Genomic DNA, 14,098 nt, shown 5'->3' with positions numbered 1-14,098 from the left:
CAATAGTATCATCCCCGCCCCGGCCACGGATCACATCATCCCCACCAAAGGCATCAATGATATCTGAACCAAGCCCGAGCGTGATATCGTCGTCACCGGAGAAAATGTTCTTGAAAATTTCAGACATCGAATCTGCAGTATTTTTTCTTACCAGCGATGAAATCAGCGCCGCGGAGACATCCATTTCAGAAATATAAACTTTTCTAAAGGACGTCGTCAGATATATCGCATCAACCCTTCCACCGTTGAAATAACCAGAAGAGGAAACCGACAATCCACTTCCCAGGAAAGAAAGAATATTGTTGCCATTATAAAAGTTTGTCTCCGTAGATGAATTATATTTTTCCTCATGACTCAGGTAGTCATACCAAAAATATGTGTTCTTATAGTTAAATCCATAGATGTCATTGACGATAAAATTCGCCATTCCACGTCTCCCCTAAACAAAAACTTCGAGTCCCAACGAACCGAATTCAACCTTAAATATAACTAAAAGCTCAATGTCAATTTCTGGAATAATCTTACGCCTTTAGGGCTCGAAGAGTTTTTCAAATATGTTGAGGAGAAGGTTGAAACGGAAGAGGAGAAAATTTGCCAGTTGGCCTGTAAGCCGGGTTCTGTATGGCTCCGGCTTGCGCCGGAACGTGGCAGCCATTCATCTGGGACCGGACTTGCGCCCGGCCTCTTGCAACCCACCCGGATGACCGGCCCGGAAACGGGCTGAAGCGCTTGCGCGCCTCGCGTCATCCCTATTCGGTTTTGCTCCCGGTGGGGTTTACCTTGCCGTCCCTGTCGCCAGGAACGCGGTGGGCTCTTACCCCACCCTTTCACCCTTACCTTCCGAGGAAGGCGGTTTGCTTTCTGTGGCACTTTCCCTGGGGTCGCCCCCGCCGGACGTTATCCGGCACCGTGTTTCCGTGGAGCCCGGACTTTCCTCCCCCTGCGGCCTTTCGGCACTTGCAGAGCGCGGCTGCCCGGCCAACTGGCAGGCGCTGACTAGCCCATGGCGGGATGAAACACCAGCCCTCAGCGAAAATGAACCGCGAAATCGGTTACATAATCCGGTTCGTCCATATGGCCGCGAATCACCAGGTCGGCGCCGATGCGGCCGATCTCGTCCGAACTCTTCGCCGCCGCCCCGTTGCCACCCGTCAAAAGCGCGATGCGGTCGCTCTCGATGAAGCCGGCATAGGGATAGCCGTGCACGGTGAAGGTGGTGACACAAGGCGCGGAAATGAGGCGTACGGGTTTGAGATCGGGGATCGAGCGGGCGAGCAGCCGCCGGAGGTGGCTGATCGCGCCGGGCGTGCCCTCCCCGCGGAACCAGTCGGCAATCGCCGGCTCGTCCGCGATCTCGATGTCGGTCGGGTCGCCGCCGATCTTGAGATAGGCATGGCCATCCGGATAGACGATCGGCGGCAGGAAATAGAAATGCTCTGAGGGATCGGCGCTCTCGTCGATCCAGGAAGGCATGGCGCGATAGGCCTCGGCCTGCTCCGGCGAAAGCTGCGCCAGCACGACGGTCCGCGCCTTGACGACGAGTGCCGGCACCCGGGGCAGCAGACCCGGCGCCCGCGAAAACCCGCCGGTCGCCACTAGCACGCGGTCTCCCGTCACGGCGTTGCCGGACTTCAGGGCTACCGATGCGCGGTTCCCAACCTCGGTCACCGAGACGGCATCGTCGAGAATGGACAGGCCGCCCGCCTTTTCGAAGCAGGCAATCTGCGCCGCCACGAGTTTGCGCGGATCGATATAGCCCGCGCCCTTCGCTTCGAACAGGCCGGCCGACGTGTCCGGCAGGTCAAACCAGGGAAACTGCGCCCGCAACGCGGCGCGGTCGAGCAGCGGCGCATCGAGCTTGTGGTGTCTGGCGACCGTTTCCACGGCGGTGATGTAATCGCCGCCGGCCCGGCCAGTGATCAGGCAGCCCGTCTCGCCGTAGAAGGCGATACCGCTTTCGGCTTCGAGCTCGCGGTAGCGGGCGATGGAGCGTTTTGCGAGCAGCGCCCAGTCCGCGTCGCCATCGATGGTGCGGGTGATGCGGCCGCTGTCGTAATGGCTGGAAAAGACGCCGTCATGGGTCTTCCAATCCGTCGGCTCTCCCCTGCCGACGAGCGCCACGGATGCACCCGTCCGGGCCAGGTGGCGCGACGCGGCCGCCCCCATCATGCCCCTGCCCACAACGACGAAATCGAAATGCCGAACCATGCCTCACCTCATGCTGTTGCGGCAGGCATAACATGGCGCGGCTCCGATTCCAGCCCGAGAAGTATCCCTCAGTCGATGATGCTCTGCACCTTGCCGCAATAGCGCTTGGAGACCGGGTTCATGCGCTTGGCGCCGTGGCCGGCATTGTATTTGAGGATGGTGCCGCAGGTCGTGCCGCCGCCGAGATCGTGCGCCATGGCGAGATATTTCATGCCGAACTTGATGTTGGTTTCGGGATCGTAGAGGCCCTTGGCGGTGCCGCGGTAGCCCATCATGCGCGCCGTGGCCGGCTTGATCTGCATGAGGCCGATTTCACCGGCGCTGCCGCGCGCCTTGGGATTGAAATTGCTTTCCACGCGCACGACGGCATGGGCGAGATCGACCGGCACGCCATAGGTCTTCGCATAGGTCTGGATGAGGCTGGAATAGCCGGCAGACTGGACGGCGTCCGTCAGCGGGTTTTCCGCCTTGGGGAAGCCGGCGGTGCTGCTGAAGGTCTTCAGCTTGCCGACGACGACGCCATCATTGTCGATAACGGTCTTGCGCTTGTTGCGCTTGCTCACGCTCTTGCGGGAAGTGTCTTTGCCGGAAGCCTTGGCCTTGCTCGTCTGCACTGTCTTGGCTTTCGTCGGGGTCTTCGCCACGGGCTGGAACGCAAGGCGGGGGCTTTGCGTTTGCATTCTGTCGGAGGCTGCATGCGCCATGCCGGTGGAAAAAACGGACACACAAAGGCAGGCCGCGCTGAGGGCAGCAACAAGTCTTCTCATCTAGTTTCAGTCTCCAAAAGGCGCAAAGGCGGAGCCTTTGGGGGCCGGCATAGCAAGCCGCGCACCCTGCGCTAACGTCGTGATCCCTGTTGATTGCGATCAGGCCCTGACCGCATGTTGCGTTGCAACGAACGCAGCCGGAAAAGACATGCCCAATCGGGTAAGGATGTGGCGAAATGGTAAACTTCTGTTACAGACTGTAATATTCGAATAAACGAATGCGCCGTTACGTCGTGATCCGGGGCAGTGCGGAAAGCAGCCGGTGCAGCGTGTCGATAGTCGAAAAATCGGCGATGCCATCGACCTTTTGCGGCCGGAAATGCCGCTGGAACGCGGCAACGTCGCCTTCGGTCTTTTCCGTGAAAATCCCATCGATTTCAGTGCCATAGCCGTAGAGCGACAGCATCGTCTGCATGGCCTCGACCGGCTGGCCGGCATCCCCCCGCTGGAAGAAGCGCCCGCCTGCAATGGGAGACGGCTCCACCCAGTGCCCGACACCCGCCTTGTGCAGGCGGTCCCAGGGGAAGTTTTCACCCGGATCGACCTTGCGAATAGGGGCGACATCGCTGTGCGCCAGCACCCGCTCGGGGGCGATATTCCACCTTCGGCCACAATCGAGACACAGTTCGACGACCGCCTGGATCTGGATTTCGGGGAAATCCGGCAGGCCGCCGGGATGGCCGGGATTGGCGATTTCGACGCCGATGGAGGCCGAATTGATATCGACCTCCCCTTTCCAGATGCTCTTGCCGGCATGCCAGGCGCGATCGGCTTCGCGCACCAACTGCTCGACGCGCCCGTCCTCATGCACGAAGTAATGGCAGGAGACCTGGCTTTCCGGCGCACGGAGCCATTTCAGGGCGGCGTCGGCGGTCGGCATGCCGGTATAGTGCAGGAGGATGATATCAGGCAGGCGCCCACCGGCGCGCTCGCCGAAATTCGGCGACGGCGCGGATGTCGCGCCGGAGTAATCACATGTGAATGCGCTCATGCGGCGCAGCGTTCCTTCTCGATCGCCTCATAGGCAGCGTTGAGCGCGGCCATGCGGTCGTTCGCAATCTGATGGAACTCGGCCGGCACGCCACGCGCCACCAACCTATCAGGATGGTGTTCGGAGGCAAGCACGCGATAGCGTTTGCGGATATCCGCGAAATCGTCGCTTGGCTTGACGCCCAGCACCTTGTAGGGGTCACGGCCGCTCACATGGACGTGTCGCGCGGTGATCTGCTCGAAACGCTCGTCCACCATGCCGAAGATTTCGGCGACGCGGGACAGGAACGCCATCTCGTTTTCGTGGATGAGACCATCGGCCTTGGCAATGTGGAACAGGCCGTCGACGATATCCTCGAGGATCGGGCAGTTCTTTTCGCAGGAGACGCAGAGCGCCTTCATCTTTTCCGCATAGGCCTCGTAGCCGGCAACGTCCTGGCGCGCGAGGTTATAGAGCCGGGCGACGTTGGCCGCCTGGTTGTCGGGATATTTGAAGATGTCCTTGAAGGCATCCACTTCCGCCGTCGTGACGATGCCGTCGGCCTTCGCCATCTTGGCGGAGAGCGCGATCATCGCGACGGAAAAGGCAACCTGCCGGCGCGTTTCAGGATCCCCTTCGAAAAGGGTCCTGACCGCCTCGACCACGCCAGACAGCACGTTGCTGGCAGTATCGGCGACCATGCCGACGAGGCGATCCCACACGGCACTGATGAAGCAACTTGGCGAATTCTGGAACATAACGTGATCTTGATCAGACAATTGCAGGGAAAGCAAGGCAAGGGAGGCCGAATTTCGTCCGTATGACGAAATTTTGATGCCCCTCAATAGATGGGACGGCCGTTTTACCAGCCTTCGCACCGTCGCCCATCCGTGACCGTACGGGCACATAGAAGCACATTCGCCAAATCTGTCGCTTTTCCCGTCGCCCGCCAACGTGCATAAGCCCAATCCGCGTTCGCGGGCGGCAACAAAGAGGTGGAAAACCTTGTCGCACCGTCATTTAAATGCCGTATGATTTCCGCTAGAGAGAGCGCGCGTTTTGAGGAATCCCCGAGGAGGAATTATGCCTAAGCAGAAAGTCGCAATGCTGACCGCCGGCGGGCTCGCGCCCTGTCTGTCTTCCGCTGTCGGGGGCCTCATCGAACGCTATAGCGACGTCGCGCCCGATATCGAACTCGTCGCCTATCGGTCCGGTTACCAGGGGCTGCTGCTCGCCGACCGCATCGAGATCACCAAGGAGATGCGCGAAAAGGCGCCCCTCCTCCATCGCTACGGCGGATCGCCGATCGGCAACAGCCGCGTGAAGCTCACCAATGCCGCCGACTGCGTGAAGCGCGGCCTCGTCAAGGAAGGCGAGAACCCGCTGCGCGTCGCGGCCGAGCGGCTCGCCAAGGACGGCGTCACCATTCTGCACACGATCGGCGGCGACGACACCAATACCACGGCGGCCGACCTTGCCGCCTATCTCGGCGCCAATGGCTACAATCTCACCGTCGTCGGCCTGCCGAAGACGGTCGACAACGACGTCGTGCCGATCCGCCAGTCGCTCGGCGCCTGGACGGCCGCCGAAGTCGGCGCCGGCTTCTTCGACCATGTCAGCAACGAGCAGAGCGCCGCCCCCAAGACGCTCGTGGTACATGAAGTGATGGGCCGCCATTGCGGTTGGCTCACCGCCGCCACCGCGCGCGCCTATATCCAGAAGACCGACGGCAACGACTATGTCGACGGCTTCATGATGAACAAGCAGTTGAAGAACATCGACGGCCTCTACCTGCCGGAACTGGATTTCAACCTGGAAGCCGAGGCCGAGCGCCTGAAGGGCGTCATGGATCGCGCCGGCTTCGTCACACTCTTCGTCTCGGAAGGCGCCTGCCTCGACGCCATCGTCGCCGAGCGGGAAGCCGCCGGCGAGACGGTCAAGCGCGATGCCTTCGGCCACGTGAAGATCGACACGATCAATGTCGGCAACTGGTTCACCAAGCAGTTCGGCGCGCTGCTGGGCGCGGAACGCTCCATGGTGCAGAAATCGGGCTACTACGCCCGCTCCGCGCCGGCCAACCGCGACGACCTTCGCCTTATCCAGAGCATGACCGACCTTGCCGTCGAAAGCGCGCTCAACAAGGTTTCGGGCGTCACCGGCCATGACGAGGGCCAGGGCGGCAAGCTGCGCACCATCGAGTTCCCGCGCATCAAGGGCGGTAAGCACTTCGACACCTCGGCCAAGTGGTTCGGCGAGGTGATGGACACGATCGGCCAGAAGTGGAAGCCGGCAGCCTAAAACCCGCTTGACGCCGAAAATCAGGAATGGCTTGCTCCCCGGATCGATCTCGATCCGGGGAGTTTTTCATGTCCTTCGAACATTGGCTTGCCTTCGCCGCCGCATCTGCCGTCATGCTGGCCATTCCCGGCCCAACGATCCTGCTCGTCATCTCCTATGCGCTCGGCCATGGCCGCAAGACCGCCGGCGCGACGGTCGCCGGTGTGGCGCTCGGCGATTTCACCGCCATGACCGCCTCCATGCTTGGGCTTGGCGCGCTGCTCGCCACGTCGGCTGCGATCTTCACCGTGCTGAAATGGGTGGGGGCCGCCTATCTCATCTGGCTCGGCATCAAGCTTTGGCGCGCCCCTGTCTCAGCCGGAGCGGAGGGGGAAACGCCTGCGGAGGAAAAACCCTTCCGCATCTTCGCCCATGCCTATGTGGTCACGGCGCTGAATCCGAAGAGCATCGTATTCTTCGTCGCCTTCCTCCCGCAGTTCCTCGATCTTTCGCAGCCTGTCCTGCCGCAGATGGTGATCTTCGAAATCACCTTCCTCGTGCTTGCCACGCTGAACGCCTTTTCCTACGCGCTTCTCGCGTCCGCCGCGCGCAAAACCATCCGCAAACCCTCGGTCCAGAAGGTCGTCAACCGTACCGGCGGCACGCTCCTGATCGGCGCCGGATTGCTCACCGCCGGCCTCAAGCGGGCGGCGGCGTGACGCATCGGTAACTCTGCGGGTTGCCGGTTTCGGCCTGATCGGCTATGAGCGAGGCACGGCCACGGCCGGTTGATTTGCAAAAGCGGAGGCGTTTCGACGCCTCGCACCCCAGCAAACCGAGAGCGACGACCATGGCTGATACCCCCGTTTCCCGTCCGGCACGCCTTGCCACGCTTGCGTGCGTAGGCCTTCTCGTGACGCTTGGCGGCTGCGCCAGCGTTGCCGACGATGCGACGGCGGCGCGAACGATAAAGCCCGCGTCCACGACGACCACGGACCTCGCCGCCGCCGGCACGACGACCGAAGTCGCCTATGCCGCGCTGCCGGCCGCAAAGCCCGGCACGGAAAACACCACTGCCGCCCTGCCGACGCCGATTGCCGTTGCGGGCGATGCGGCCGGCGCCGTTCCGGTCTCGGCGCTTGCCGAATCCAGGAGTATGACGGGCGCGGCCGCCGCGACCGCGGCCCTGGCCGGCAATACGGTCGAAGTGGCGAGCGCCGATATGGCGGCCACACAGACCTATGACACCGTGATCGGCGTCTCGGTCATGGAGCCGGGCTTTGACAGCGGCGAACCGGAAGGTCTCGAACAGCTCGTCGCCACCCACAAGATCGTGCCGATGGCCAAGCCCGCCACGATCAGCAATGCGGTTCTGACGACGGAAACGCGTCTGGTCGTTCCGCAGGTTAATCAGCCCTTCAAGAAATCCGGCACGCCGATCGACGCGCTGATCACGAAATATGCAAACCTCTACGGCATTCCGGAATCGCTGCTGCATCGCGTGGTGAAGCGCGAAAGCACCTACAATCCGCGTGCGTTCAACCGCGGCCACTATGGCCTGATGCAGATCAAGTATTCGACCGCCAGGAGCATGGGCTACGAAGGCCCGGCCGAAGGCCTGTTTGACGCCGAGACCAACATCAAATATGCCGGCAAGTATCTGCGTGGCGCCTGGATGGTGGCCGACGACAAGAACGACGGCGCCGTGCGCCTCTACGCCGCCGGCTACTACTACCATGCCAAGCGCAAGGGCCTGCTCGACGAGACCGGCCTGCGTTAAGTCGGTCTTCGTCTGAACGCATTTACCGGGCCGGCTTCAGCCAGAACGACATCGGTTTTTCCGGTTCGCCAGCTTCCCCGATATCCTGCCAAGCCAGCATCATGCGTAGATTCGCACGGTGCGAGTAGCCGCGCTTTCCCCAGAAATCGTCGAGCGGCACATAATCGGCCGGACGCAGTGGGTGATCGCTCGGGCGCTCGACGGCGCAGAACGCGCACCAGTCGAACCGGCCGAGCCGGCGGGCATAGGCTTCGCGCTCCTCGAAGAAACGCACGCCGAGCCCCCTGCCCCTATAGCTCGGCAGCAAAACGGACTCGCCGAAATAGAAGACCTTTTGCGGATCGATGCCCACGGCCACGAACGGCGCCTTGAACACATCGGAGGCATCCGGCATCGGCACGCCCGTCGAGGCCCCGACGATCGTCTCGCCATCCAGCGCCAGCACGAACAGGCTTTCGGGCGATTGCGCATAGGTCGCGAGATAGGAGGCCTCGTAGTCCTCGCTGCCCTCGTAGAGATAGGGAAAGGCGCGGAAGACGATGGTGCGCAGGCCCGCGAGATCGGCGATATAAGGCGTCACGGCCTTTCCCTGGACAATCTTGATCTGCATGATCCGTGAACGTTCCCAACGGTTTGAACAATGTTATAAGGCGCATGGGTTTACCCACGCGACAACGATATGAGGGATGACATGCCAGCAAAAGAGACGATCCGCGCCTATTACGATGCTTTCAACAGGCAGGATATGGAGACCTTCTTCGATCTCTTGCATGACGATGTCATCCACGACATCAACCAGGGCGGTCGCCAGGTCGGCAAGGATGCCTTCCGCACTTTCATGGCGCATATGAACCGAAGCTATCGCGAGACGCTGACCGACATCGTCATCATGTCGAGCGACGACGGCCGGCGCGGTGCGGCGGAATTCGTCGTCAACGGCCAGTATCTCGCCACCGACGAGGGCCTGCCGGAGGCGAACGGCCAGACCTATGTGCTGCCGGCCGGCGCCTTCTTCGAAATACGCGACGGCAAGGTCGCCCGCATTTCGAACACTTACAATCTCAACGACTGGATCGCTCAGGTCGGCGCCTGAGCCGTTCCCGCCTTCGCATCCACGATATCGAGGATGCGCTTGATCAAGAGCTGGGGCTCGTAACCGAGCTTCGAAGGCGTCAGCCCCAGTCTGATGACCGCAAGCTTCCGGGAGGGAATGATGGCGACCGACTGGCCGTCATGCCCGCGCAGCCAGAACGTATCGGCCGGCAGCCCGTGCTCCGCATCGCTCTTTGGACCCGGCCCCTTGAGCCGGGTCTGCATCTGGCTGTAGGTCCCCTCGGACGTCTTGTTCGGCGTGCCCATGGCCGCGACGAAGCCTTCCGGCAGCAGACGACTGCCCTTCCATACGCCGTCATTCAGCAGCAGCAACGAGAACCGCGCCCAATCGCGCGCCGTCGCATACATGTAGGACGAGCCGACGAAAATGCCGGTTTCATCCGGCTCCAGCACGGCACTCGCCATTCCGAGCGGACCGAACAGGGCTTTCGAGGGGAAGGACAAGGCCTGGCTGCGGCCCGGAAGCGCGCTCATCCATAGACGCGACAGCAGCAGAGCCGTGCCGCTCGAATAGTTGAACCGTTCACCCGGATTGGCCTCCAGCGGCAGCGACAATACGAAGCGTGTCATGTCGGGCTCGAGATAGAGCATGCGCGTGACATCGGCGACGTCGCCATAGTCCTCGTTGAAGGCGAGCCCGCTTTCCATGGCGAGCAATTGGCCGAGTGTGATGGTGGCGCGCGCGTCGCCGCGCCATTCCGGGAAGAGGTTGTTGAGTTGCGGCGAAAGCGCCCCCACCAGCATCAGCCGGCCCATCAGGGCGGCATTGACCGACTTGGTCATCGACCAGCCGAGCAACGGTGTGGCGGCATTGAACCCGTCGCCATAGGCCTCCGCGACGATACGGCCATCCTGCACGATGACGGTCGCGCGCATGCCGGGACCGGTCAAGGTGGCATCCGCCAGCAAGGCGGCGATCGTCGTATCCGTCGTCACGCCCTCGCCGTCTGGCCAGGCGGTCGCGGGATCACCCGCCGGGATCGGCGGCAGGCGGATGTCGGAAACCGCCTGCTGCGCGGCGCGGAAATCCCCGTCCGGCACGCTGGAGCACCCGAAGCCCTCATGCCAGGCGGCATATCCGGGCGCAAAAATCCCCAGGAGATGGGTCGTCACGGTCTTTTCGGTAAAATCGACATCCTGCCGCATCAGCTTCAGCAGCGGATGGCCTGGCGCCTGCACGTCCTCGGCGAGTACCCGGTCCGGGTCGCGGCCGGAAACGAAGACGCTGGAGCAGACGATCTTGGCGGCATAGCCGGAGCCGACGCTCAGCAGCGCGGGCGGCGATACGATAAGCCAGCTCGCCGCCACCACCATGGCAAGCGCCAGAAGCGAAAGCACCCAGGCGGCCAGCCTGTAGAATCGTCTCATCGAGGCCCCTCCGTCGAACCCTGAGACAATCAGGATTTGGCTGTCATGAAAAGGCTTTTTGCACCTCAGGCGGAAAGCCGGCTCTCCGTTTTTTGCAGAAGACGCCGCACGTCCCCGGCCCCGACCGGCGCGGAAATCAGGAAACCCTGGGCCTCGGACGCGCCGCGCTGGCGGATGAAATCGAGCTGGCCTTCGGATTCGATCCCCTCCACCGTCGTCGCCACCTGAAAGGTCTGGCCGAGCTTCAGGATGATATCGACAAGCTCGGCATCGCGCTTGCTCTCCATCATCGTCCGCGCGAAGGAGCGGTCGATCTTCAGCTGGTCGATGGGAAATGCCCGCAGATTGTTGATCGAGGAGAAGCCGACGCCGAAATCGTCGAGCGCAACACGCACACCGTGGTCGCGCAATTCGCAGAGGCGTTCTCTGATGACGGTCTCGTCGACGGAGAAAACCGCCTCGGTCACCTCGATCGTCAGGCGCCCCGGCGCCAGACCGCTTTCGGCCAGGCACTGCTTCACAGTGTCGACAAAGGCGCGATCCTTGAACTGGTCGCCCACGACATTAACGGCAACGCCCGCGGGTGCCGGCCAGTTCGCCGCCTCATGGCAAGCCTCCCGAATAACCCAGTTTCCCAGTGGAAGAATGAGCCCGGTCTTTTCGGCAACGGGAATGAAGACAGACGGCATGAGCAATCCCTTTTCGGGATGGCGCCACCGCAGCAAGGCCTCGAAAGAGCGCACGGCACGGCTCTCGACGCCGACGATCGGCTGGTATTCAAGGAAAAACTCCTGCGCCTCGAGCGCCTTGGCAAGATCGTATTCGATTTCCGCTCGCGCGAGCACACCAGCAGCCAGATCGGCATCGAAGAAGCGGAAGCCGCTACCGTGGGCTTCTTTGGCTTCGTAGAGCGCGACATCCGCGCGCTTCAGAAGCTCGGACATGGAGGTGTCGCCGGGCTCCATGAAGGTCACGCCGATGCTGCAGCCGCTGGCGACGCGGTTGCGCTTCAGGTCGAACGGTTCCTCGAAGAGCGCGCAGATCGTACGGCAGACATTCTCGATCTTGCCCTCGGAGGGATTGCCGGCAATCGTCACCACGAACTCGTCGCCGCCGAGACGATAGACATGCGCCGTATCGGCCAGCGCGCGCCGCAACCGCCCGGCAATCGCTGCCAGCAAGGCATCACCGGCATCGTGGCCCAGGCTGTCATTGACGAATTTGAACCGGTCGAGATCGATGAGCAATAGCGCCGGCCGTGTATCCTCATCCCCGTTCTCTACCGCCGCCTGGATGTCGCGCTCCAGGCAGAATCGGTTGGCAAGCCCGGTCAGCCGGTCGTGATAGACATCGTACGAGAGCCGCTCCTCCGTCTGGCGCCGCTGGGCAAGCTCGTCGATGAGTTGCGCCTTGGAGCGGCCGATCTGGTAAAAGCCGACGCCGAAAAACACCGGCATGAGGGCCAGCGCCGTCAGCGCGGGGGCGGAAAAACTGAAAAGGCTCGCCTGCGTCTCGTCACGCAAGAGCTGGTCGGCGGCAAAGCAGAGAGTGGGCAGGAAAGCTCCGAAGACGGACCCCGCAAGCGCATAGCGCTGCTCGATCCTCGGCAACAAGGTTCTCAACATCATGTAACCCTAAACCGTTGTTATCATGACAACAGGGTGCGTCGAAGCCGTCATCGGCCCCGCGATGTTTCTAGCCGACAAAGAATGACAGAGTGTTAAACGAAAGTTGCATCCGCCGGCCAGATTCCACGGGTGCTTTTTCTATGGAACACGCGGCGGCTTTTTGCGTTTGAGACCTGTTGTCACTCGCGTGCGGGGCTTTGCGCGGGTATCGAGTGAAAAGGACCATCACATGAAATCGATCATTTCAGGTACCGCCGGCATCCTCATCCTTGCCGGTACCCTGCCGGCATTCGCTGCGGACATGACGGTCGCCGAGCCACCCGTTGAGACGCCGATCGTCGAGACGGTGCCCGGCGTCTATGACTGGGGCGGCTTCTATGTCGGTGTGAACACCGGCTATGCCTGGACCGGCGTCAATTCCGACGGCCCGGCGCCGGCCATCGACCAGCGCATCGGCGGTTTCGCGCTCGGCGCCTTCGCCGGGTACAACTTCTTCAACGATGGCTGGGTCTACGGTATCGAAGCCGACGTGAAACACGACTTCAACAACGATCGCTTCACCTCGGGTGGCACGACCTATGAGGCGGAAACGAATTGGGGCGGGTCGGTACGTGCGCGTCTCGGCTATGCCTTCGACCGCACCCTGATCTACGGCACGGGCGGCTGGGCCTTTACCAACGCGGCGCTCGAAAACGTCACGACCGGCGTGAAGGAAAAAGACACGTCGCACGGCTGGACTGTCGGCGCCGGTGTCGAACAGGCCTTCACAGACAACATGGCGGGCCGTCTCGAATATCGCTACACGGACTATCGCAGCTCGGACATCTTCCAGGCTGCCGGCCGGGACGGCGACCTCGATTCGCACTCGATCATGCTCGGCGTCAGCATGAAATTCTGATGCGGCGGACCGCGGGCGGCGTTCGCGCCGCCCGTTTCTCGCTCCATGCATCGTCACATTGCGCGGCTTAACCGCCCGCTAACCATAATTTTACGGAAATCCGCGATAGGTCGAGGACCTGTCTCGCGCGCTCCCCTTTACGGCCCGCTTCGTTCGAGGCAGGATTGGCAATCGCGCGAACAACGGGACCTCCATGCGTCGGCACATTCTGGCTTTGCTGCCCCTCGCCCTCCTCGCCACGTCCTGTTCCACCACCGATTACGATTTCGCGTCGACGGCCTCGGTCGCTCCCCGTTTCGAGGATAAGGACCCGCAGGATTTCGGCGCCCGCACGCCCTATCGCCATCAGGTGCACGGCATCGACGTTTCCAAATGGAACGGCGATATCGACTGGCCGACCGTGAAGAAGGGCGGCGTCTCCTTCGCCTTCCTGAAGGCGACCGAGGGCACGGACCGGCTCGATGACCGCTTCGGCGAATACTGGCGCGGCGCGCATGCCGCCGGCGTGGCGCATGCGCCCTATCACTTCTATTATTTTTGCTCGACGGCGGACGCCCAGGCCGACTGGTTCATCGCCAATGTGCCGAAGGAGGCCGTGCAGCTTCCCCCCGTGCTGGATGCGGAATGGAACCCGGCCTCGCCGACCTGCAAGATCCGCCCGCCGGCGGACGAGGTGCGCACCGCGTTGCAGCGCTTCATGGATCGTCTCGAAAAGCACTATGGCAAGCGGCCGATCATCTACACGACGGTGGATTTCCACCGCGACAACCTCGTCGGCCATTTCGAGGGCTATCACTTCTGGCTGCGCTCGGTGGCCAACCACCCGGAAAACATCTACGCCGCGCGCAAATGGGCCTTCTGGCAATATACCTCGACGGGCGTCGTGCCGGGCGTAACGACGAACACCGACATCAACGTCTTTGCCGGCTCGGCCAAGAACTGGAACAAGTGGGTGGCCTCGGTCACCCATTGAGCGGGGCACAATGTCGTAAAAAAGGTAACTGCGCGCTGCGGTTGCCTTTTTCTTCTTGCTTCCGTCACATTCATTTGAGACAGCCGGACATCAGAGCCCGTCACATCCGCAGTATC

General features: G+C 61.9%; 14 protein-coding genes and 1 other RNA gene. 6 read left to right on the top strand and 9 right to left on the bottom strand.

Annotated features, from left to right (window positions below):
• The 6 genes from ACOZKU_RS25800 to ACOZKU_RS25775 all read right to left on the bottom strand — a co-directional run.
• Positions 1–427: hypothetical protein (locus ACOZKU_RS25800; RefSeq protein ID WP_421581304.1), on the bottom strand; the 427-nt coding region annotated here is incomplete at its 3' end.
• Positions 428–590: 163 nt separating this feature from the next.
• Positions 591–986, bottom strand: an RNA gene (gene rnpB, locus ACOZKU_RS25795) — RNase P RNA component class A.
• Between the two features lie 40 nt (positions 987–1,026).
• Positions 1,027–2,208, bottom strand: coding sequence for an NAD(P)/FAD-dependent oxidoreductase (locus ACOZKU_RS25790; RefSeq protein WP_421581303.1), 1,182 nt, complete (start codon positions 2,206–2,208; stop codon positions 1,027–1,029).
• A 68-nt stretch (positions 2,209–2,276) separates the two neighbouring features.
• Positions 2,277–2,741: a lytic transglycosylase domain-containing protein gene (locus ACOZKU_RS25785; RefSeq protein WP_421581306.1), complete on the bottom strand. Its 465-nt coding sequence runs from the start codon at positions 2,739–2,741 to the stop codon at positions 2,277–2,279.
• A 460-nt stretch (positions 2,742–3,201) separates the two neighbouring features.
• Positions 3,202–3,966, bottom strand: coding sequence for an N-acetylmuramoyl-L-alanine amidase (locus ACOZKU_RS25780; protein WP_421581302.1), 765 nt, complete (start codon positions 3,964–3,966; stop codon positions 3,202–3,204).
• Positions 3,963–4,646 (bottom strand): TerB family tellurite resistance protein, encoded by a 684-nt coding sequence (locus tag ACOZKU_RS25775; RefSeq protein WP_421581305.1) that lies wholly within the window; start codon positions 4,644–4,646, stop codon positions 3,963–3,965. The genes ACOZKU_RS25780 and ACOZKU_RS25775 overlap by 4 nt, the downstream gene beginning before the upstream one ends.
• Positions 4,647–5,028: 382 nt before the next feature.
• On the opposite strand from ACOZKU_RS25775, the gene ACOZKU_RS25770 reads away from it, so the two are divergent.
• The 3 genes from ACOZKU_RS25770 (at position 5,029) to ACOZKU_RS25760 (ending at position 8,002) form a co-directional block, all read left to right on the top strand.
• Positions 5,029–6,243, top strand: a complete 1,215-nt coding sequence (locus tag ACOZKU_RS25770) for a pyrophosphate--fructose-6-phosphate 1-phosphotransferase (protein WP_421581301.1) — start codon at positions 5,029–5,031, stop codon at positions 6,241–6,243.
• Positions 6,244–6,311: 68 nt separating this feature from the next.
• A complete protein-coding gene (locus ACOZKU_RS25765; RefSeq protein WP_314085009.1) occupies positions 6,312–6,941 on the top strand; it encodes a LysE family translocator in 630 nt (209 codons plus the stop codon).
• A gap of 131 nt (positions 6,942–7,072) precedes the next feature.
• Positions 7,073–8,002 (top strand): transglycosylase SLT domain-containing protein, encoded by a 930-nt coding sequence (locus ACOZKU_RS25760; RefSeq protein WP_421581300.1) that lies wholly within the window; start codon positions 7,073–7,075, stop codon positions 8,000–8,002.
• A 22-nt stretch (positions 8,003–8,024) separates the two neighbouring features.
• Here ACOZKU_RS25760 and ACOZKU_RS25755 read toward each other — a convergent pair whose 3' ends face one another.
• Entirely contained in the window at positions 8,025–8,612 is a 588-nt protein-coding gene (locus tag ACOZKU_RS25755) for a GNAT family N-acetyltransferase (RefSeq protein ID WP_421581299.1), read from the bottom strand.
• An 81-nt stretch (positions 8,613–8,693) separates the two neighbouring features.
• Between ACOZKU_RS25755 and ACOZKU_RS25750 the strand changes: the two genes are divergently transcribed.
• Positions 8,694–9,095 carry a ketosteroid isomerase-related protein gene (locus tag ACOZKU_RS25750; RefSeq protein WP_421581298.1) on the top strand — a complete coding sequence of 134 codons (402 nt, stop codon included), beginning with the start codon at positions 8,694–8,696 and terminating at the stop codon, positions 9,093–9,095.
• Here ACOZKU_RS25750 and ACOZKU_RS25745 read toward each other — a convergent pair.
• Both ACOZKU_RS25745 and ACOZKU_RS25740 read right to left on the bottom strand, forming a co-directional pair.
• Positions 9,080–10,483: a serine hydrolase domain-containing protein gene (locus tag ACOZKU_RS25745; protein ID WP_421581297.1), complete on the bottom strand. Its 1,404-nt coding sequence runs from the start codon at positions 10,481–10,483 to the stop codon at positions 9,080–9,082. The genes ACOZKU_RS25750 and ACOZKU_RS25745 overlap by 16 nt on opposite strands.
• Positions 10,484–10,548: 65 nt before the next feature.
• Positions 10,549–12,108, bottom strand: coding sequence for a putative bifunctional diguanylate cyclase/phosphodiesterase (locus ACOZKU_RS25740; RefSeq protein ID WP_421581296.1), 1,560 nt, complete (start codon positions 12,106–12,108; stop codon positions 10,549–10,551).
• A 232-nt stretch (positions 12,109–12,340) separates the two neighbouring features.
• On the opposite strand from ACOZKU_RS25740, the gene ACOZKU_RS25735 reads away from it, so the two are divergent.
• Both ACOZKU_RS25735 and ACOZKU_RS25730 read left to right on the top strand, forming a co-directional pair.
• A complete protein-coding gene (locus ACOZKU_RS25735; protein ID WP_314085021.1) occupies positions 12,341–13,009 on the top strand; it encodes a porin family protein in 669 nt (222 codons plus the stop codon).
• 193 nt (positions 13,010–13,202) lie between these two features.
• The gene (locus tag ACOZKU_RS25730; protein ID WP_421581295.1) at positions 13,203–13,982 is read left to right on the top strand and encodes a GH25 family lysozyme; all 780 of its coding nucleotides are present in this window, start codon (positions 13,203–13,205) and stop codon (positions 13,980–13,982) included.
• Positions 13,983–14,098: the final 116 nt, after the last annotated feature.

Origin of the sequence: Shinella sp. M31 (assembly GCF_049199205.1) — a bacterium.
In the GTDB taxonomy this organism is placed as follows: Bacteria; Pseudomonadota; Alphaproteobacteria; order Rhizobiales; family Rhizobiaceae; genus Shinella.
Note: the sequence above shows the minus strand (reverse complement) of the source record. Positions and strands in the feature narration are given on the sequence as shown.

Excerpts from the sequence above, each read along its gene's own strand:
- ACOZKU_RS25790 (WP_421581303.1), bottom strand. The coding sequence starts at position 2,208 with ATGGTTCGGCATTTCGATTTCGTCGTTGTGGGCAGGGGCATGATGGGG.
- ACOZKU_RS25780 (WP_421581302.1), bottom strand. The coding sequence starts at position 3,966 with ATGAGCGCATTCACATGTGATTACTCCGGCGCGACATCCGCGCCGTCG.
- ACOZKU_RS25775 (WP_421581305.1), bottom strand. The coding sequence starts at position 4,646 with ATGGTCGCCGATACTGCCAGCAACGTGCTGTCTGGCGTGGTCGAGGCG.
- ACOZKU_RS25770 (WP_421581301.1), top strand. The coding sequence starts at position 5,029 with ATGCCTAAGCAGAAAGTCGCAATGCTGACCGCCGGCGGGCTCGCGCCC.
- ACOZKU_RS25765 (WP_314085009.1), top strand. The coding sequence starts at position 6,312 with ATGTCCTTCGAACATTGGCTTGCCTTCGCCGCCGCATCTGCCGTCATG.
- ACOZKU_RS25760 (WP_421581300.1), top strand. The coding sequence starts at position 7,073 with ATGGCTGATACCCCCGTTTCCCGTCCGGCACGCCTTGCCACGCTTGCG.
- ACOZKU_RS25755 (WP_421581299.1), bottom strand. The coding sequence starts at position 8,612 with ATGCAGATCAAGATTGTCCAGGGAAAGGCCGTGACGCCTTATATCGCC.
- ACOZKU_RS25750 (WP_421581298.1), top strand. The coding sequence starts at position 8,694 with ATGCCAGCAAAAGAGACGATCCGCGCCTATTACGATGCTTTCAACAGG.
- ACOZKU_RS25745 (WP_421581297.1), bottom strand. The coding sequence starts at position 10,483 with ATGAGACGATTCTACAGGCTGGCCGCCTGGGTGCTTTCGCTTCTGGCG.
- ACOZKU_RS25740 (WP_421581296.1), bottom strand. The coding sequence starts at position 12,108 with ATGTTGAGAACCTTGTTGCCGAGGATCGAGCAGCGCTATGCGCTTGCG.
- ACOZKU_RS25735 (WP_314085021.1), top strand. The coding sequence starts at position 12,341 with ATGAAATCGATCATTTCAGGTACCGCCGGCATCCTCATCCTTGCCGGT.
- ACOZKU_RS25730 (WP_421581295.1), top strand. The coding sequence starts at position 13,203 with ATGCGTCGGCACATTCTGGCTTTGCTGCCCCTCGCCCTCCTCGCCACG.